Consider the following 17,696-nt stretch of genomic DNA (forward strand, 5'->3'; position numbering starts at 1 on the left):
GCACGGCAACCGTGACGGGGGCAGTAACCAAGGCTTGCTTCTGGGGGTTTCGGGCCGTCCCGGGCGCTCGAGTGTCGGTGGGCCGGGGCGGCGCGTCAAGGGCGCTCCTGCGTCGCGTCGCTGCGCGATGTGCCTGCGGCCCACCCTTGACCCGCCACCCCGGCCCACCGCTAACGCTTATACGGGGACGGCCCAAAGAAAAACGCCCTGCACGGGGGCTCGGGGAGTAGCGCGGGTCGGTTCGGTGGCTGTCGGGTGAGTGGGTGGGGCGCGGTCTGTTTAGGGGGCGGCGCGGCCCCTGGCTCGGCGGGTGCGGGGACGGCCGTTGGTGCGACATCCCCATTCCCACGCACGCCAGCACCCCCGCCGGTGGCCGGATGGTCTGCGGGGTCGACGTGCGGACTCGTGTAGGCGCGGGTGGGGCGCGGCAGCTGAATGGGGTGACTCGGGTGGGTGTGGCGTCCGCCCCGGCCGGTGGTCGGTTGGGCCGCAAGCAGGTTGCTGGTGTGGGTGGGTGGAGGGGCACCCAGGGTCGAGGGCCGGACGGCTGCCCGGCCCACAGGCCGGCTCGACACTCACGGCCAAGCCGACAGGGGTGCGCACCTGTCGGCCTGGCCGTAGGCGTGGCTGACGCTCTCGGCCGGACCGGATGGGGCGCTGTCCCGGCACCCGGCCGCCCGGCATGCGACGAACCCAGCACTTGACACACACGCACATCCCTTTCGCCCCGCTTTCGTCCATGGGGTAGGCCTCGGGGTGCGTCATGTGCGGGGTTCGTTGCACGCCAATGGCCCGGCCAGGCGTAGGAGCGCACCCAACCCACAAGAAGACGACTCCCGACGGCCCACGGCGGACCGGTGGGCAGGGAGGCTGATGTAGCTGCTGCTGCGGCCGTCGACCACTCCGCACAGTGGTGGCCGACGCGGCTGCCCACCTTGGTCACCAATCGGCTTCGGTCGCTACAACACCCCGTTCCGGGGCGTCGGAACGCGACGAACCCGGCACATGGCGAATCTCAACGTCCCTCCAGTCCCACCCATCTCACCCGTTTCACTTCCGGCCATCACGGGAGCGTTTCGACCCGCGTAAGCCCCACACGAACAGCGCGGACGACTGGTTGGTGTAACTCGTGTGGCTGGTGAGCTGGCCGTGACGGTTCACCGGCCGTCGGCCCCGCGGCCTGACGGAAACAGGGCACCGGTGGACCCGCACACGGCGGCCGAGACGACCCTCCCGACCCAGTCTGTCTCCACCTAGCACGGTCGCTTAAGCAACCCACCCCCAGGCCGCCCGGAACGCAACAAACCCAACGCTTGACGAATCCCAACCCCCCTCCAACCCCACCGGCCCCGGCCGTATCGCTCGCCACCACGGGAGCGTTTCGGCCCGCGTCAGTCCCGCACGTCCGTGCGGGCGGCCTGTTGGAGTGGCTGGTGTGGCTGGTGGGCTGGTGTGGCCGCTCACCGGCGGTCGGCCCGGCGGCCTGACGGGGGCAAGACGCAGGAGCCCTTCGGCTCATTGGTGAGAATTGCGCGGTTTGGTGGGTTTGTGTCGGGCGCCAGGGCTGAAGCCATAGCCCGCTTGTGTGGGGTTCGGTTGCTTCGACCGCCCGCTCAGGGGTCGAATGGAACGAACCCCACACTTGACGAGGCGTGGCGCTCCTCCAACCCCATTGGTCACAGCCGTATCGCTTTCCGCCGCCATGGGAGCGTTTCGACCCACCCGCACAGCTACCGCGTTCGCGCACCCCACCCTCAACCCACATCAGCAACGGGCTTGTAGCTTCACCGGCCACCGGACGGGGTGGACGCCACACCCACCCGAGTCGCCCCATTGAACTGTCGCGCCTCACCCGCAGACGGGCCGGTCCGCAGGTCGACTGGCCGGAGCAACCCGCCGCCTGCGTGGGTGGTCGTGTGCGTGGGAATGGGGGTGTTGTACCAGCGGCCGTTGCCGCAGTCGCTGAGTCTGGGGCCGAGCCGCCCCCTAGACCCGTACTTCGCAGGTCACCCGATCGTGAAGATCAACTGGTCACGACCGATCGCCGCTCAGTCCGGTCCGCAACGGCGATCGCAATGCCGGTCCGATCCGGTCGGGTTCGGACGCCGAAGAGCCGCTGCGGCGAACCTTTTCAGCGACCCGCGAAGTCCGGGCCTAGAGCTCTTGCGCTCCACCCACTCACCCTAGGGCGGCAGCGAGACAGCGGCCAATCGCCGGGCCTCCCCGTGGGCTCCCCCCGCCTGCCCCCCCCGCATCACTTAGCCGCGAGTGGCCGCCAGCCGTCCCCGGACATGCGGCGGCCGCGGTGGCTCCCCTCCGCGCCACCGCGGCCGTTCCCCGTCAGGAAGGTCTACTTGGGCGGGCTGGAGACGTGGCTGTCCTGCGTGGTGATGTCGCCGCCCGAGACGTGGCTGTCCTGCGTCGTGATGTCGCCGCCCGACACGTGGCTGTCCTGCGTGGTGATGTCCTCGCCCGAGACGTGGCTGTCTTCCGGCTTGATGTCGCCTGCGGTCCGCTTGGCGTCGCTCATCGTCATCGTCGTCATCTCCCGTGAGTCATTCGGTACTTCAAGTCGTACTTCAAGTCGTACTTCAAGTTGTGCTTCAGGTCGTACTTCAGGTCGGCGATGCCCGCCCGGCGATTCCCCCGTGGATCGCCGGACGGGCATGTCAGGGCCGTTCACCTTAGTGGGGCGGCCTCATCGTCGATCCGTCTGCCCCCCGACGCGACGGCTCGATGGGATAAGACTGCCGTCCGGTGATAAACGAACGATGAACGCCCCGGCCGGTCTCAGGCGACAGCGGCCGGATGCAGCAGAGCCCGCACTTCGGCAGCCTCGGTGGAGCCCAGCTCCTCGTAGATCGCAAGCGCCTCGTTCCAGCAGGCCCGGGCCCTGTCTGCCTGCCCAATGCTCTGCAGCGCTCGTCCCAGCACGGTGAGCACGGTGCCGCGGCGCCATTCCCCGCCGATGCCGCGCAGTGCGATCGCCTGCTCCGCGTGGGCAGCGGCCAGGGTGGGGCGGTGAGCCGCGAGATGCACCTCTGCCACTCGGAAGTGGGTGACGCCTTCCCACAGGGGCTGCCGGTTCTCGTGGAAGATTCCCAGGGCCTGAGTCAACTGGTCGAGCGCCTCGCCCAGGCGGCCGGCCTGCGTGAGCGCGACCCCGAGGGCGTAGCGGCCATTGGCCAGGCGCAGAGCAAGTCCCAACCGGTCGTATATCTCGATGCCCTGCTCGACTACTTGAATCGCGCTCTCCGTACGGCCCAGTGCAAGGTGGATCCGAGACAGATTGCACAGAGCGCTGGCCTCGCCCGGACGGTTGCCGTCCGCGTGAAAGGCTTCGATGGCCTGTCGCAGATATGCCTCGCCTTCGGTGAACTGCTTGCGGTAGATGGCGATGATGCCCCGCTCATTGGGCGCATTGCCGCTGACCCAAGGATCGTGGGCGGCACGGCCGAGTGCCATGGCGTGGTGCGCCTCTTCATCCGCCTGACCGAACCGGCCCGCTGTGATGTGTACCTGAGTCAGTGTCGTGCGGGCGCGCCCCTCGGCGTGGGCGTCGCCGGCCGCCGCCGCGGCGTCCCGGGCGGCCGTGGCGGCGCTCTCGTAGCGCCGGGAGTTGGCCCCTGACTCGGCGAGGTCCTTCGCCGCCACGAGTAGGTCCACCGCACGACGCAGCGTGTTCCTGCCAAGGGTCTGCTGTACGCAGGACAGCAGGCACCCTGCCTCGGCGTGCAGCCAGTCGAGAGCGTCGGACCGCTCGGTAAACCGCAGGCCGGAGCCCTGAGTGGGCTCCAGATGCGCGACCGTCCGGTCCCCCGGCCGCTCCAGCGCGTACACCTCTGCCGCCGTGGCCAGGTAGAAGTCCAGCAGTCGCGACAGCGCCCGCTCGCGTTCCACCGGTGGTTGCTCGTCGCGTTCGGCGCAGGCTCGGGCGTAGAGGCGGACCAGGTCGTGGTAGCGGTAGCGGCCTGGCGCCGCTGATTCCAGGAGGGACGTGTCGACCAGGGATTCCAGGAGGTCTTCCGTGGTCTGGAGGGGTTCGTCCAGTACGGCCGCCGCCGCGGCCAGCGAGATGTCCGGGCCGTCCGCCAGGCCCAGGAGGCGGAAGGCGCGGGCCTGCTGCGGTTCCAGCTGGCCGTAGCCGAGCTCGAAGGTCGCCTTTACGGCCAGGTCGCCGGCCTGGAGTTCGTCCAGGCGGCGGCGTTCGTCCGCCAGCTTCGCCGCCAGGACCGAGACCGTCCACGTGCGGCGGGCAGCCAGGCGGGAGGCCGCGATGCGGATGGCCAGGGGGAGGAAGCCGCACGCGCCTACAACGTCGAGCGCCGCCTCGCGTTCGGAAGCTACGCGCTCCGCTCCCACGATCTTCGTGAAGAGCTGCAACGCCTCCTCGGGGGACATGACGTCCAGGTCGACCAGGTGCGCTCCGGCCAGGTCCACCATCCGCGCCCGGCTCGTCACCAGCGCCGCGCAGCCGGTGGTTCCGGGGAGGAGGGGGCGGATCTGGGACGCGTCGCGGGCGTTGTCCAGCAGGACCAGGATGCGGCGGCCGTCGAGGGTCGAGCGGTAGAGGGCCGCGCGCTCGTCCAGGGTGTCGGGGATGGAGGTGTCGGGGGTGCCGAGGGCCCGCAGGAATGCGCCCAGGACCGTTTCCGGCTCGGCTGCTCGCGAGCCGGCGCCCTGCAGGTTTACGTACAGCTGGCCGTCCGGGAAGTGCGAGCGGGCCGCGTGCGCCACGTGCACCGCGAGGGTCGTCTTGCCTACGCCGCCGATCCCGGCCAGCGCCGACACCGCCATGACGCTCGTCTCGGCCGTGGCCAGGCGGTCGCCGAGTTCGCGTACGAAGGATGACCGGCCGGTGAAATCGGCGACGCTCGCGGGGAGTTGTGCGGGGCGTACGACCGTGGGGGCCGCCGAGGGCGCTGGTTCCACGGGGCGGGCCAGGTCGGCGTCCGCCTCCAGGATGCGCTGCTGGAGCTGGGAGAGCTCGGGGCGCGGGTCCACGCCCAGTTCGTCGGCGAGCAGGCGGCGCGTATCGGCGTATACGGCGAGGGCTTCCGCCTGACGGCCGCTGCGGTAGAGCGCGAGCATGAGCAGTTCGCGGAGGCGCTCGCGGAGGGGGTGCGCCGCCGTCAGCGCGGTCAGCTCCGAGATCGCCTCCGCGTGGCAGCCGACCTCCAGGTCCAGGTCGAGGCGGGTCTCGGTGAGCTGGAGCCGCCACTCCTCCAGCCGGGCCCGATGGTTCTCGGCGTACGGTCCCGGGACCGACGCCAGCGGTTCGCCGTCCCACAGGCCGAGCGCCTTGTTGATCAGCGTACGGGCCTGGCAGCGGTCGCCGGAGGCGCGCGACTTCTCGGCGTCGGCGGCCAGTTCCTGCGCGACGGCCAGGTCGAGGGTGTCGGAGCCCGGCCGTATCGCGTACCCGCCGGACTCGCTGACCAGCACCCCCGGGTCCAGCGCCTTGCGCAGCCTGGAGGCGTACGTCCGTACCGCAGCCAGGGCCTGTGACGGCGGCTCCTCGCCCCAGATCGCGTCGATCAGCTCGGACGCGGTCGCGGTGCGGCCGTCGCGGAGCAGGAGGGCGGCCAGCAGGGCGCGTTGCTGCGGGGATCCGGTGTTGAGGGATTCGCCGCCGCGCCAGGCACGCACGGGACCGAGCACGCTGAAGCGCACGGCCTCGGTGATTTGTCGTTCCTGCTCGTGCTCCTGCTCCTGCTTGTGCTGAGTGCCCTCGTCGGGGCGCGGACCGGAAGCCGGAGTCCGCTGCTCCGGGACCCGTGGTACGCCGTCCATCGCACTCCCCCTGCCTCTGCTGCCGCCTGCGGTCTGCCCTTACCGCCCAGTCGCAACAGTCAGTTTGCCTTGTCCGTGGCGAATGCGTCAGCACTGGAAGGCGCCTACCCATTACCTACCCATGGCCGCCCAGCTGACGGATCGTCAGATTGACGCTACCTTGGATCGTATGGAGACCTTCCCGGAAATCATCTCGGTGGACGACCACACGGTTGAGCCCCCCAACGTCTGGCGGGACCGGCTCCCGTCCAAGTACAAGGACTCGGGTCCGCGCATCGTCCGCGCCCCGCTGAAGGAAATGACCTTCCTCGGCGGGAAGTTCGCCCCCGTGATGGGCGCCAAGGGTGATGACGGGCCGGTCGGCGACTGGTGGGTGTATGAGGACCTGCACCGCCCGCTGACCAGGCTGGACACGGCTGTCGGGTACGACAGGGACGAGATCAAACTCGAAGTCATCACGTACGAGCAGATGCGGCCGGGTTCGTACTCCGTACGCGACCGCCTCGCCGACATGGACGTCAATCACGTCCAGTCGGCCCTCTGCTTCCCCACCTTCCCGCGCTTCTGCGGCCAGACGTTCACGGAGGCCAAGGACCGCGAGCTGGGACTGCTCGGCGTCCGGGCGTACAACGACTGGATGGTGGAGGAGTGGTGCGGTCCGGACGCCCGCGGCCGCCTCATACCGCTCACGCTCATCCCCCTCTGGGACGCCGGACTCGCCGCCGCCGAGGTCCGCAGGAACGCGGCGCGCGGCGTCCGTGCGGTCGCGTTCTCCGAGATACCCCCGCATTTGGGTCTGCCGTCCATCCACACCGACGAGTGGGACCCCTTCCTGCGCGCGTGCGACGAGACCGGAACGGTCATCGCGATGCACATCGGATCGTCGAGCCGGATGCCGTCGACCTCGGCCGACGCCCCGCCGGCGGTCGGCTCGACGATCACCTTCGCCAACTGCTGTTTCTCGATGGTCGACTGGCTGATGAGCGGCAAGTTCGAGCGCTTCCCGAACCTGAAGATCATGTACGCGGAGGGGCAGATCGGGTGGATTCCGTACATCCTGGAGCGCGCTGATGTCGTCTGGGAGGAGAACCGCGGCTGGGGCGGCGTAGCCGACAAGGTGCTGCGGCCGCCGTCCGAGCTCTTCACGCAGCACGTGTACGGCTGCTTCTTCGACGACGCCTTCGGTCTGAAGAACCTCGACGCGATCGGCGTGGGCAATGTCCTGTACGAGACGGACTACCCGCACTCCGACTCCACCTGGCCCAAGTCCAGGGAGGTCGGCGAGCGTCAGATGGGCCACCTGGACGCGGACGTGGTGGACCGGATCGTACGGCGGAACGCGATCGAGCTGCTCGGGCTCACCGACGAAGGACTGTGGCCGGGGCCGTGATCGGGTGAGCCGCGTTCCGGGAACCTCAGCCCAGCGGCCGGCGCATCTCATCCCGCACTTCCAGCACGCGCGCGGCCACCCTTTCGAGGTCGACCTCCTCGGGGGCCTGCGACACCGTGTCCTCGCCGACCTGGGCCACGACCGCACTGGTGTTGTCGTCGGCCCATGCGCACATGGGCACGGTGGCCTTGGTTCCGGCCTGGTCGGAGGTCACTACCTGGCAGCTCAGTGACAGGTCCGCTCCTGCGGGTGTGACTTCCTCGGCGGGCACGGCAAGGGTCACGTTTTCCCCTTGGGAAGCCCCACGCAGCAGGCTCGCGCGTGCGTCTTCGGGGTGCCTGATCTGGCCGTAGAACCCGGAGAGGGTAAGAATCTCTCCGGACTCGGCGCCGCCCTTCCCCGTGTACTGCGCCGCGACGCCCGTCCAATTCTTCATATCGCTCTTGTCCCAGCTTCCGCTGCTCTCCTGTGGGGCGGAGCTGGACAGGTCGTCGGCCAGTGTGTACATCCCGCCGAGAAGGGTCTTGGGCAGGGTGAGTCTGTACTCGGCGTCGGGATAGGAACTGGCGGGCCCTGCGCCACGGCTGGCCACATTGGCACCGACCCGCGCGACGACAGCGAAGATCACCAGCCCGATGATGCTCAACGTCACGATCAGCGCTGTGTTGGTCTTCTTCGGCGGCAGTATCGGCGGCGGCCCGCCCCACCCACCGGGATGCGGCTGCGGCTGCTGGCCGTACGGCTGTCCTGGGAAAGGCTGTTGCTGCTGCGGATACAGGTACCCCCCGTACGGCCCCGGCTGCGGTTGGGGTTGCGGTTGCGGCTGTTGATAACTCATTCTGCGAAATCCCCCGTTGTGCCAGCCCCGTTGGTCGTTGCGGCTGCGAACCGCCAACGTATCGGATCATGTGTGCGATTACCCGAGGGCGGTACAGCGAGCGCAGCCGGGAAACGCGCCGAACCCCTGGTTGCAGCCGTGGCCGGGCGGGATCATCTACGCATGACACTGACACTGACGCTCGTCGAAGCGGAAAAGATCCTCGCCGACAACTTCGCTCCCTGGGTGCTCGACCTCGGGCTGGCCGTCGTAGAAACCGGGGAGCGTCATGCCGTACTGCGGCTGCCCTGGTCGGACCGGCTGGCGCGGGAGGGCGGGGGCATGTCCGGGCAGGCGCTCATGGCCGCCGCGGACACCGCGACGGTCATCGCTGTCTCAGCCGCCCGCGGCGCGTTCGTGCCCATGACCACCGTCCAGCAGTCGACGTCCTTCCAGCGCGCGGTCATCGGCGCGGACGTCGTGCTCGACGCGCGCGTCACCAAGCTGGGCAAGCGCATGGCCTTCGCCGACATCAACATGACCGCCGCGGGATCGCATGAGCCCGCAGCGCGCGCCTCTGCCGTCTACGCGCTGCTGGGGTGACTCGGGAGGGAGACGCGCACTGTTTTGCCGATGTGTGGTCTCGGGTACCAGGTGACTTCTCCACCGAGTAGGCGTACCACGAGCAAACCCCGGCCGCTCTCCGCATCCTCTCCCGGCTCGGAGCACCTGTCGAAGCCCGGGAAGTCGGCGACCGGGTCGGACACCTCGATGACCAACGTGCCGCACTCCAGCGTGGCGAGCCTGAGGCTTAGTTCGTGCCCCACACGCCGTCCGTGGCTGATCGCGTTCGACACCAGTTCCGAAACGATCAGCACCGCGTCGTACGTATCTCCGGCCCACCCCCACATGGCCAGTCGGCGTAAGGCGTGCCGGCGTGCAAGGGCCACCGAGGCGTACACCATCGCGTATCCCATGGACCACTCCTCGACTCTCCTTTCCGCCTTGGGGAGTTGAGAGGAAGGGCTGGAGCGTGACATGGTGCCTCCTGCTTGCCCGGCCAGGCGGGCGTTTGGAGTCAACCCACAGCAACGGCTGGGGGCGTGGCTTCTGCCACGACCTCAGACTGGACCGGTGGACCGGTGGACCGGTCCAGTCTGAGGTCGTCAGAGTTCGTACCCCATCGGGTAGTTGTCCGTGCGCTCCCACAGGCCGGAAGGCGTGACGCCCTCCTCCACCACGAGCGGGCGGTCCTCGTTGTCGTAGGCCACGTGCAGTTCCACCGCGACGGCGAGCGGGGCTTTCTCGCCGAACCGGTCGGCCTCGGCGTCCATGGCCAGTCGTACTCGCGTCACATCGGAGGCCCGTACTGGCGCCCGCCCGGTCGTCCGGGTCACGTAGTGCGTTGTTCCCTCCGCGATCGGTCCGGTCTGCGCCAGCCGTGGGCACGCGTCGGCCACGTCCAGCGGGAACCATGCCGTCACCAGTGTCAGGGGAGTCCCGTCGTCCAGCAGGACAAGGCGGTCGCGCCGCAGTGCGGTGGCGCCGTCTTGCAGCTCGAGCAGTTCGGCGACATGGCGCGGAGGCTCCTCCCGCGTCGGGGTGCCGAGCCTGCGGAACGGGTGGGCTCCGGTCGTGCGGGTGCTGCCCGATCTGCGGTTGCCCGCGGGGCGGGCGAGCGGCGTCTCGGTGACGCGGAAGCCGTGCCCCTGCTTCGCGACGATCAGTCCGTCGTTCCTGAGGATGTCGTACGCCTTGATGACGGTGGCCCGCGAGACGCCCCACTGTTCGCACAGGTCGCGGCCCGACGGCAGAAGTGCGCCCGCCGGGAACTCGCCGTCCGCGATGCGCTGCCGCAGTGAGTCGGCGATCTGCTCGTACTTCAGGGTCGGCATCGAGATGTACTCCTGTTCGCTGGACAGGTGGACAGGTGGACAGGTGGACAGGTGGACAGGTGGACCGGTGGACCGGTGGACCGGTCAAGGTGGAGCATCCCTCACATGGGAACGGCCCCTCAAATCGCGCCCGAGATCCACGACTTCTACACCGACACCTTCGACGAAGCGACCCGGCTGACAGCCACTGCCGACGGCGCCCTCGAACTCGTCCGTACGCAGGAGATCCTTCGGCGCCTCCTGCCTCCGGCTCCGGCGACCGTTCTCGATGTGGGAGGCGGGCCCGGGATTCACGCCCAGTGGCTCAGCGCAGACGGCTACAAGGTCCATGTCGTTGACCCCGTCCCCCGCCACGTCGCGCAGGCCGCCGCTCTCGGTGTCGGCGCGGAGGTCGGGGACGCGCGGCAGCTCGCCGCCGGCGCCGGTTCGTACGACGTGGTGCTGCTCCTCGGCCCGCTCTACCACCTGCTGGAGCGTGCGGACCGTGACCGTGCGCTTGCCGAAGCAAGGCGGGTCGTACGGCCGGGCGGGCTGGTCGCCGCAGCCGCGATCGGGCGGTACGCGTCGCTGTACGAACACGTGGCGACCACCCTCCTCGGTACGGAGCGGGTCCGCGACGCCGTGGCGGACATCCTCCGCACCGGCCGCCATGAGCCCGGCAGGAAGGGGTTCACGGCTGCCTACTTCCACACCGCCGAAGGTCTTGAGGAGGAGATGGCGGCCGCCGGCCTGGAAGGCATCGCTGTACACGGCATCGAAGGGCCCGCGTGGTCCTGCCTGAAGGCGGCCGAGCAGCACACCGGGGAGCGGCTGGTCGGGTCCCCCATGTTCGCGGCCGCACTGGAGTCCGCCCGGCTGGCAGAGCCGTACCCGGCACTCCTTTCCTCCAGCTCTCACATGCTCGCGACCGCGACCGCGGGCTCTCTGCCCGGCCGCTGACCCCGGTTGTTGCTGTCTTCTGAGCGGACGCCGTCTTAAGCCGACGGGTCGTGGGCACGTGCGCGCGCGTTGTTCGCTCTCCGTGCCCGATGGGTTGCCGTACGTACCGTGGGTGGTGCATGCGCGCTCGGCCGGCACGTGAGGTCGTAACCCCGGCTCGCCCCGGTGCGGGGGCGGGCGCACGATGGAAGGAGCAGACGACGAGACGACGGGAGGTGGCGGTCGATGACCACATTTATGGACGTCCACCACGACATGAAGGGCATCACGGCTGAGCAGTTGTCGGCAGCGCACCGGGCGGATCTGGAGATCGAGGCGGACGAAGGAGTGCACTTCGAGCGCGCGTGGGCCGACCCCGAGGCCGGAGTTGTGTACTGCCTCTCCGAGGCACCCTCCGCGGACGCGGTACAGCGCATCCATGAGCGGGCCGGTCACCCGGCCAGCGAGATCCACGCGGTGCCGCTTTCCGTCTAGTAACGAACGGCTGCGGCGCTGTGGCCGCGCGGAACGGCCCGGTACCGCGAGACGGCCCGCCCCCGCCCCTTGTCTGATGGACCGTCAGGAACGACGATGGCCACCTTGGCCAGTCGTGACGGTCCATCAGATGAGGTGGCGTTCCCATGGTGATGTACGGGATGCAGCTCCCGGTCCAGTCGCAGAGCACCCTCTACGCCGAGTCGTGGGAGGCCGAGGCCGGGCCGGAGGATCTTGCCGAGGTGGCCAGGGCTGCTGACCGCTGCCGGTTCGGCTACATCGCGTGCTGCGACCACGTCGCGATCCCGCGTCGGCTGGCCGACGCGATGAGTACCGTCTGGTACGACCCTGTCGCCACCCTCTCCTTTCTCGCCGGCGCCACCGAGCGCGTTCTGTTGCTCAGCCACGTCGCCGTCGTCGGCCTGCGGCATCCGCTTGCTTCGGCCAAGCAGTACGCGACGCTCGACCACCTCTCCGGCGGGCGGCTGATCCTCGGGGTCGGCGCCGGGCACGTGCGGGAGGAGTTCGAGGCGGTCGGCGCGGACTTCGGCGGGCGGGGCGGCGTACTCGACGAGACGATCGACGCGCTCAGGGCGGCGCTGGGGCCGGACGAATACCCCGAGTTCGCCGGGGAGCGGTACGCCTTCAGCGGGCTCGGGCAGAGGCCGCGCCCGGCGCAGGAGCGCGTGCCCGTGTGGGTGGGCGGGTCGTCGCCCGCCGCCGTCCGACGGGCGGCTCTGCGCGGGGACGGGTGGCTTCCGCAGGGCGATCCGCGCGATCGGCTGCCACAGCAGATCGCCAGGCTCAAGGCGATCCGCGAGGAGGTGGGGGTCACCCGGCCCCTCACCGTCGGCGCCATCACCGAGCCGCTGTACGTCGGCGACGCGGCCTGGGACGTCGGGCGGCGCACGGTGGCCGGGAAGCCGGAGGCCGTCGCCGAGTCGCTGCGGGCGTACGGCGCGATGGGTGTGCACCAGATCCAGGTGCGGTTCCGCAGCCGCAGCCGAACCGAACTGACCGACCAGATGGCGGCGTTCGCCGCCGAAGTGGCCCCCCACCTGAACTGAGGGAGACCTGGCATGGGCAAGCTGGACGGGCGCGTCGTCGTCATCACGGGCGCGGCGCGCGGGCAGGGCGAGCAGGAGGCGCGGCTCTTCGTGGCGGAGGGCGCGAAGGTGGTGCTGGCCGATGTGCTGGACGAGCAGGGCGCGGCGCTCGCCAAGGAGCTGGGGGAGAGTGCCGGGGAGAACGTCGCGGCGTACGTCCATCTCGATGTGAGCCAGGAGGCGGACTGGGCCGCTGCCGTGGCCGCCGCCAAGGGCGCCTTCGGGAAGATCGACGGGCTGGTCAACAACGCGGGGATCCTGCGGTTCAACGAGCTCGTGAACACGCCGCTGGAGGAGTTCCAGCAGGTGGTGCAGGTCAACCAGGTGGGCGCTTTTCTGGGGATCAGGACCGTGGCGCCCGAGATCGAGGCGGCCGGTGGCGGGACCATCGTCAACACGGCGTCGTACACCGCCCTGACGGGCATGGCCTTCGTGGGTGCGTACGCCGCCACGAAGCACGCGATTCTCGGGCTGACGCGGGTCGCCGCCGTGGAACTGGCGGCGAAGAGGATACGGGTGAACGCCGTGTGCCCGGGGGCCGTGGACACGCCGATGACGAATCCGGCCGCGCTGGATGCGACGGCCGACCCGGTGGAGGCCAAGGCCGCCGTGGAAGAGCTCTACAAGAAGCTCGTGCCGATGGGGCGGATCGGGCAGCCGGAGGAGGTGGCGGCGCTGGCGCTGTTCCTGACCGGGGACGACTCGTCGTACATCACGGGGCAGCCGTTCGTCATCGACGGCGGGTGGCTGGCGGGTGTCAGTCTTTTCTGACGGTGTATCAGGTATTGACGGTCCCGAGGGGCAGTGGAACAGTCGTGGATATTCATAACTGACGGTGTGTCAGTTTTCTCCGGAGGGGGAGTACCGTGGAATTCGGGCTCTTTGTACAGGGGTACGTGCCGGCCGCGCGCGCCAAGGCCGACCCCGAGGCGGAGCACAAGGCGCTGATGGAGGAGACCGAGTACGTCATCCAGGCGGACAAGTCCGGCTTCAAGTACGCCTGGGCCTCCGAGCACCACTTCCTGGAGGAGTACTCGCACCTCTCGGCGAACGACGTCTTCCTCGGCTACCTCGCGCACGCGACGGAACGTATTCATCTGGGGTCCGGAATCTTCAACCCGCTGGCGCCGGTGAATCACCCGGTGAAGGTTGCCGAGAAGGTGGCGATGCTGGACCACCTGTCGGAGGGGCGCTTCGAGTTCGGCTCGGGGCGCGGGGCCGGCAGCCACGAGATTCTCGGCTTCATGCCGGGGATCACGGACATGAACCACACCAAGGAGATCTGGGAAGAGACGATCTCCGAGTTCCCCAAGATGTGGCTCCAGGACGAGTACGTCGGCTTCCAGGGCAAGCACTGGTCGCTGCCGCCGCGGAAGATCCTGCCGAAGCCGTACGGGAAGTCGCACCCGGCGATGTGGTACGCCGCCGGGTCGCCGTCGTCGTACGCCATGGCGGGGAAGAAGGGGCTGGGCGTGCTGGGCTTCAGCGTCCAGAAGGTCTCCGACATGGAGTGGGTCGTCGAGTCGTACAAGAACGCGGTGAAGGAGGCGGAGCCGATCGGGGGCTTCGTCAACGACAACGTGATGGTGACGTCGACGGCGATCTGCGCGGAGACGCATGAGAAGGCGGTGGAGATCGCGGTGGGGGGAGGGCTGAACTATCTGCAGTCGCTGCTCTTCCGGTACCACGACACGTTCCCCCGGCCGGCGGGGATTCCGGAGTGGCCGGAGCTGCTGCCGGAGTATTCGGCGGAGATCATCGAGCTGCTGATCGCCGAGGAGCTGATGATCTGCGGGGATCCGGACGAGGTGCTGCGTCAGTGTGAGCGGTGGGAGCAGGCGGGGGCGGACCAGCTTTCGTTCGGGTTGCCGATCGGGGTGTCGCCCGAGGACACGAAGGCGACGATCAAGCTGATCGGTGAGCACGTCATTCCGAAGATCGACACGGATCCGGTGCACCGGACTACGCGGTTCCGGCAGGCGGCCGGCGGCTGAGTGGCTCCGCCCCCCGCACCCACCCTCCGACTCCACCCCGAAGGGACCGCCATGCTCGACCACCTCATCCGCGGAGCCACCGTCGTGGACGGCACCGGCGCCCCCGCGTACGTCGCCGACGTGGGCATCCGCGAGGGCCGCATCGCGGTGATCGCCGCGCCCGGCACCGTCGACGAGGCCGCCCGTACCAGCGAGAACGCCCAAGGCTTCGTACTCGCCCCCGGGTTCGTCGACCCCCACACCCACTACGACGCCCAGCTCTTCTGGGACCCGTACGCCACCCCGTCCCTCAACCACGGCGTCACCACCGTCGTCGGCGGCAACTGCGGCTTCACCCTCGCGCCCCTGCACCCCGACCGCCCCGAGGACGCCGACTACACGCGCCGCATGATGTCGAAGGTCGAGGGCATGTCCCTCGTCGCCCTCGAAGAAGGCGCCCCCTGGAACTGGCACACCTTCGGCGAATACCTCGACGCCCTCGAAGGCCGCATCGCCGTCAACGCCGGCTTCATGGTCGGCCACTGCGCGCTGCGCCGCCACGTCATGGGCCCCGACGCCGTAACCGGGCGGCAGCCCACCGAGCAGCAGATGGCGCACATGCTCCAGCTGCTCCACGACGCCATGGACGCCGGCGCGTGGGGGCTCTCCACCACCCAGTCGTCCACCCACTCCGACGGTGACGGCCGGCCCGTCGCCTCCCGGCACGCCAAGCCCGTCGAACTGATCGCCCTCTCCCGAGCCGTCGGCCAGCACGAGGGAACCCAGCTGGAGGCGATCGTCGCCGGCTGCCTCGACCAGTTCACGGACGACGAGATCGACCTGTTCGTCGAGATGACGACGGCCGCCGGCCGCCCCCTCAACTGGAACGTCCTGACCATCGACGCGGCAGTCCCCACCCGCGTCCCGCGCCAGTTGCAGGCGAGCGAACGCGCCCGCCGGGCCGGCGGCCGGATCGTCGCCCTCACCATGCCGATCCTGACCCCCATGAACATGTCCCTCGGCACCTTCTGCGCGCTCAACCTCATCCCCGGCTGGGGCGACATCCTCGCCCTCCCCGTCGCCGAGCGCATAGAGAAGCTGCGCGACGCCGATGTACGGAGGGAAATGCTGCGCCGCGCCGACAGCAAGGAGGCCGGCGTCTTCCGGCGCCTCGCCAACTTCGAGCGGTACGTCATCGGCGACACGTACTCCGACGCCAACGCGGGCCTCAGCGGACGCGTCGTACGCGACATCGCCGCCGAACGCGGCCAGGACCCCTTCCACTGCCTCGTCGAAATATGCGCCAACGACCATCTCCGCACCGTCCTGTGGCCGATGCCCGCCGACAACGACCCCGCCAGCTGGGAACTGCGCCAACGCACCTGGCAGCACGAGGACGTCCTGCTCGGCGGCTCCGACGCCGGGGCGCACCTGGACCGGATGTGCGGGGCGCCGTACACGACACGCTTCATCGGCGACTGCCTGCGCGGCCGCAAGCTGGTGCCACTCGAACAGGCCGTGAAGATGCTGACCGACGACCCCGCCCAGCTCTTCGGGCTGCGCGAGCGCGGACGTATAGAGGAGGGCTTCCACGCGGACCTCGTCCTCTTCGACCCGGAGCGGATCGCGGCGGGCCCGGCCACGCTGGTGCACGACCTGCCGGGCGACAGTCCGCGGCTCGACTCGAAGGCGATCGGGGTCGTGTCCGTACGCGTCAACGGCATCGAGGCGATACGCGACGACCAGGTCACGGGGGCGGTGCCGGGCACGGTGCTGCGCTCGGGCCGGGACACGAGGACGGTGGCGACGAAGTGACGGGCGGTGCCGAGCGGCTGTTCATCGGCGGCGAGTGGACCGAGCCGGACGGCGGTCACTACGAGGTGATCAACCCGGCCACGGAGGAAGTGGCCGGGCTCGCCCCCGAGGCGAGCCGCCGGCAGGTGTACGCCGCCGCTTCCGCCGCCAGGGCCGCCTTCCCGGCCTGGTCCCGTACCGCCCCCGAGGAGCGCGCCGCGATCCTCGACCGGGCCGCCGACCTCATCCAGCGCGACGCGGCGGCGTACGCCGAACTCGCCAGCGCCGAGACCGGCGCCACCACCGCGACCGCGCTCGGCATGCAGGTGGCGGTGGGGGCTGCCCGCTTCCGGCGGTACGCGCGCGGGGCGCTGGAGCCCGTCGAGACCGGGCTGCCGCCGCAGGTCAATCCGGCGGGGCCGATGGGAAAGGCGGGGGTCTTCGGCGCCCTGGCCGTGCGCCAGCCGGTCGGCGTCGTCACGTGCATCACCTCGTACAACAACCCCTGGGCCAACGCGGCCGGCAAGGTCGCGCCCGCGCTCGCCATGGGCAACACGGTCGTCGTGAAGCCCGCCCCGCAGGACCCGCTGTCCGTCTACCGCATGGCGGCAGCGCTGGTGGAGGCCGGAGTTCCGCCCGGTGTCGTGAACGTCGTCACCGGCTCCGCGCCCGCCGCCGGTGAGGCCGCCGTCGACTCGCCGGACGTCGACATGGTCAGCTTCACCGGGTCCACGGCGGTCGGACAGCGCATCGCCGAAGTCTGCGGGCGCGGCATGAAGCGTCAGCTCATGGAGCTGGGCGGGAAGGGCGCGGCGGTCGTGTTCGACGACGCCGACCTCGACTCCGCCGTCATGGGGATAGGGACGGCGTTCTCCTTCTACAGCGGCCAGATCTGCACCGCCCCGACGCGCGTGATCGCGCAGCGCGGGATCTACGACCGGCTCGTGGAGAAGCTGACCGGTTACGCCGCTTTCCTCAAGGTGGGCGACCCCGCCGCCCCGGGCACGGTCGTCGGCCCGGTGATCTCCGCCGCCCACCGCGACCGCGTCGAGTCGTACATCGAGCTGGGCAGGAAGGAGGGCGCCCGGCTGGTCGCGGGCGGCGAGCGTCCGTCGTACGAGAAGGGGTTCTACGTCGCGCCGACCCTCTTCGCCGGCTGTACGAACGACATGCGCGTCGTCCGCGAGGAGATCTTCGGGCCGGTCGTCGTGGTCGTCCCCTTCGACGGTGACGAGGAGGAAGCCGTGGCACTGGCCAACGACAGCGACTACGGGCTCATCGACTACGTCTGGTCGGGGGATGTGGCCCGTGCCTTCCGGATCGCGCGGCGACTGCGGGCCGGCGGGGTCGGCGTGAACACGATCGGGCGGAACATGGAGGCGCCGTTCGGCGGCTTCAAGAAGAGTGGAGTGGGGCGGGATGTCGGCTCGTACGCGCTGCACGCGTACAGCGAGACGCAGGCGATCGTCTGGACCTGATGAACCGGACGAGCCCTCCGAAAAGACGTACGGGAAA

At 69.8% G+C, this 17,696-nt stretch carries 14 protein-coding genes; 9 read left to right on the top strand and 5 right to left on the bottom strand.

Annotated features, from left to right (window positions below; genetic code table 11):
• Positions 1-2,350: 2,350 nt before the first annotated feature.
• Positions 2,351-2,545 carry a hypothetical protein gene (locus J7E96_RS11090; RefSeq protein ID WP_251069733.1) on the bottom strand — a complete coding sequence of 65 codons (195 nt, stop codon included), beginning with the start codon at positions 2,543-2,545 and terminating at the stop codon, positions 2,351-2,353.
• A 245-nt stretch (positions 2,546-2,790) separates the two neighbouring features.
• Positions 2,791-5,793, bottom strand: a complete 3,003-nt coding sequence (locus J7E96_RS11095; protein ID WP_215130065.1) for a BTAD domain-containing putative transcriptional regulator — start codon at positions 5,791-5,793, stop codon at positions 2,791-2,793.
• A gap of 169 nt (positions 5,794-5,962) precedes the next feature.
• On the opposite strand from J7E96_RS11095, the gene J7E96_RS11100 reads away from it, so the two are divergent.
• On the top strand, positions 5,963-7,183 hold the full coding sequence (locus tag J7E96_RS11100; RefSeq protein WP_215130067.1) for an amidohydrolase family protein: 1,221 nt from the start codon (positions 5,963-5,965) through the stop codon (positions 7,181-7,183).
• 25 nt (positions 7,184-7,208) lie between these two features.
• On the opposite strand, the gene J7E96_RS11105 is transcribed toward J7E96_RS11100, so the two are convergent.
• Positions 7,209-8,078 (bottom strand): hypothetical protein, encoded by an 870-nt coding sequence (locus J7E96_RS11105; protein ID WP_215130069.1) that lies wholly within the window; start codon positions 8,076-8,078, stop codon positions 7,209-7,211.
• A gap of 111 nt (positions 8,079-8,189) precedes the next feature.
• Between J7E96_RS11105 and J7E96_RS11110 the strand changes: the two genes are divergently transcribed.
• Positions 8,190-8,603, top strand: coding sequence for a PaaI family thioesterase (locus J7E96_RS11110; RefSeq protein ID WP_215130220.1), 414 nt, complete (start codon positions 8,190-8,192; stop codon positions 8,601-8,603).
• Here J7E96_RS11110 and J7E96_RS11115 read toward each other — a convergent pair.
• Positions 8,585-9,040 (bottom strand): ATP-binding protein, encoded by a 456-nt coding sequence (locus J7E96_RS11115; RefSeq protein ID WP_215130071.1) that lies wholly within the window; start codon positions 9,038-9,040, stop codon positions 8,585-8,587. The two genes, J7E96_RS11110 and J7E96_RS11115, sit on opposite strands and share 19 nt — an antisense overlap.
• Positions 9,041-9,166: 126 nt before the next feature.
• Entirely contained in the window at positions 9,167-9,895 is a 729-nt protein-coding gene (locus tag J7E96_RS11120) for a GntR family transcriptional regulator (RefSeq protein WP_215130072.1), read from the bottom strand.
• Positions 9,896-10,000: 105 nt separating this feature from the next.
• Here J7E96_RS11120 and J7E96_RS11125 point away from each other — a divergent pair, with 105 nt between their 5' ends.
• The 7 genes from J7E96_RS11125 (at position 10,001) to J7E96_RS11155 (ending at position 17,659) form a co-directional block, all read left to right on the top strand.
• Positions 10,001-10,834, top strand: coding sequence for a class I SAM-dependent methyltransferase (locus J7E96_RS11125; RefSeq protein WP_215130074.1), 834 nt, complete (start codon positions 10,001-10,003; stop codon positions 10,832-10,834).
• 225 nt (positions 10,835-11,059) lie between these two features.
• The gene (locus tag J7E96_RS11130; protein ID WP_215130076.1) at positions 11,060-11,308 is read left to right on the top strand and encodes an SCO4226 family nickel-binding protein; all 249 of its coding nucleotides are present in this window, start codon (positions 11,060-11,062) and stop codon (positions 11,306-11,308) included.
• Positions 11,309-11,454: 146 nt separating this feature from the next.
• Complete coding sequence (locus J7E96_RS11135; protein ID WP_215130078.1) at positions 11,455-12,375, top strand: TIGR03619 family F420-dependent LLM class oxidoreductase; 921 nt, start codon at positions 11,455-11,457, stop codon at positions 12,373-12,375.
• A gap of 12 nt (positions 12,376-12,387) precedes the next feature.
• The gene (locus J7E96_RS11140; protein WP_215130080.1) at positions 12,388-13,185 is read left to right on the top strand and encodes an SDR family NAD(P)-dependent oxidoreductase; all 798 of its coding nucleotides are present in this window, start codon (positions 12,388-12,390) and stop codon (positions 13,183-13,185) included.
• A gap of 95 nt (positions 13,186-13,280) precedes the next feature.
• Positions 13,281-14,408: an LLM class flavin-dependent oxidoreductase gene (locus J7E96_RS11145; protein ID WP_215130082.1), complete on the top strand. Its 1,128-nt coding sequence runs from the start codon at positions 13,281-13,283 to the stop codon at positions 14,406-14,408.
• 51 nt (positions 14,409-14,459) lie between these two features.
• Complete coding sequence (locus J7E96_RS11150) at positions 14,460-16,202, top strand: amidohydrolase family protein (RefSeq protein ID WP_215130084.1); 1,743 nt, start codon at positions 14,460-14,462, stop codon at positions 16,200-16,202.
• Entirely contained in the window at positions 16,199-17,659 is a 1,461-nt protein-coding gene (locus tag J7E96_RS11155) for an aldehyde dehydrogenase family protein (protein ID WP_215130086.1), read from the top strand. The genes J7E96_RS11150 and J7E96_RS11155 overlap by 4 nt, the downstream gene beginning before the upstream one ends.
• The last annotated feature ends 37 nt before the right edge of the window (positions 17,660-17,696 follow it).

The sequence above is a fragment of the Streptomyces sp. ISL-96 genome (genome assembly GCF_018614035.1).
In the GTDB taxonomy this organism is placed as follows: Bacteria; Actinomycetota; Actinomycetes; order Streptomycetales; family Streptomycetaceae; genus Streptomyces.

Bases quoted from the DNA above. Each gene is read 5' to 3' on its own strand.
- J7E96_RS11150 (WP_215130084.1), top strand. From the start codon at position 14,460: ATGCTCGACCACCTCATCCGCGGAGCCACCGTCGTGGACGGCACCGGC.
- J7E96_RS11120 (WP_215130072.1), bottom strand. From the start codon at position 9,895: ATGCCGACCCTGAAGTACGAGCAGATCGCCGACTCACTGCGGCAGCGC.
- J7E96_RS11125 (WP_215130074.1), top strand. From the start codon at position 10,001: ATGGGAACGGCCCCTCAAATCGCGCCCGAGATCCACGACTTCTACACC.
- J7E96_RS11135 (WP_215130078.1), top strand. From the start codon at position 11,455: ATGGTGATGTACGGGATGCAGCTCCCGGTCCAGTCGCAGAGCACCCTC.
- J7E96_RS11115 (WP_215130071.1), bottom strand. From the start codon at position 9,040: ATGTCACGCTCCAGCCCTTCCTCTCAACTCCCCAAGGCGGAAAGGAGA.
- J7E96_RS11090 (WP_251069733.1), bottom strand. From the start codon at position 2,545: ATGACGACGATGACGATGAGCGACGCCAAGCGGACCGCAGGCGACATC.
- J7E96_RS11140 (WP_215130080.1), top strand. From the start codon at position 12,388: ATGGGCAAGCTGGACGGGCGCGTCGTCGTCATCACGGGCGCGGCGCGC.
- J7E96_RS11130 (WP_215130076.1), top strand. From the start codon at position 11,060: ATGACCACATTTATGGACGTCCACCACGACATGAAGGGCATCACGGCT.
- J7E96_RS11100 (WP_215130067.1), top strand. From the start codon at position 5,963: ATGGAGACCTTCCCGGAAATCATCTCGGTGGACGACCACACGGTTGAG.
- J7E96_RS11095 (WP_215130065.1), bottom strand. From the start codon at position 5,793: ATGGACGGCGTACCACGGGTCCCGGAGCAGCGGACTCCGGCTTCCGGT.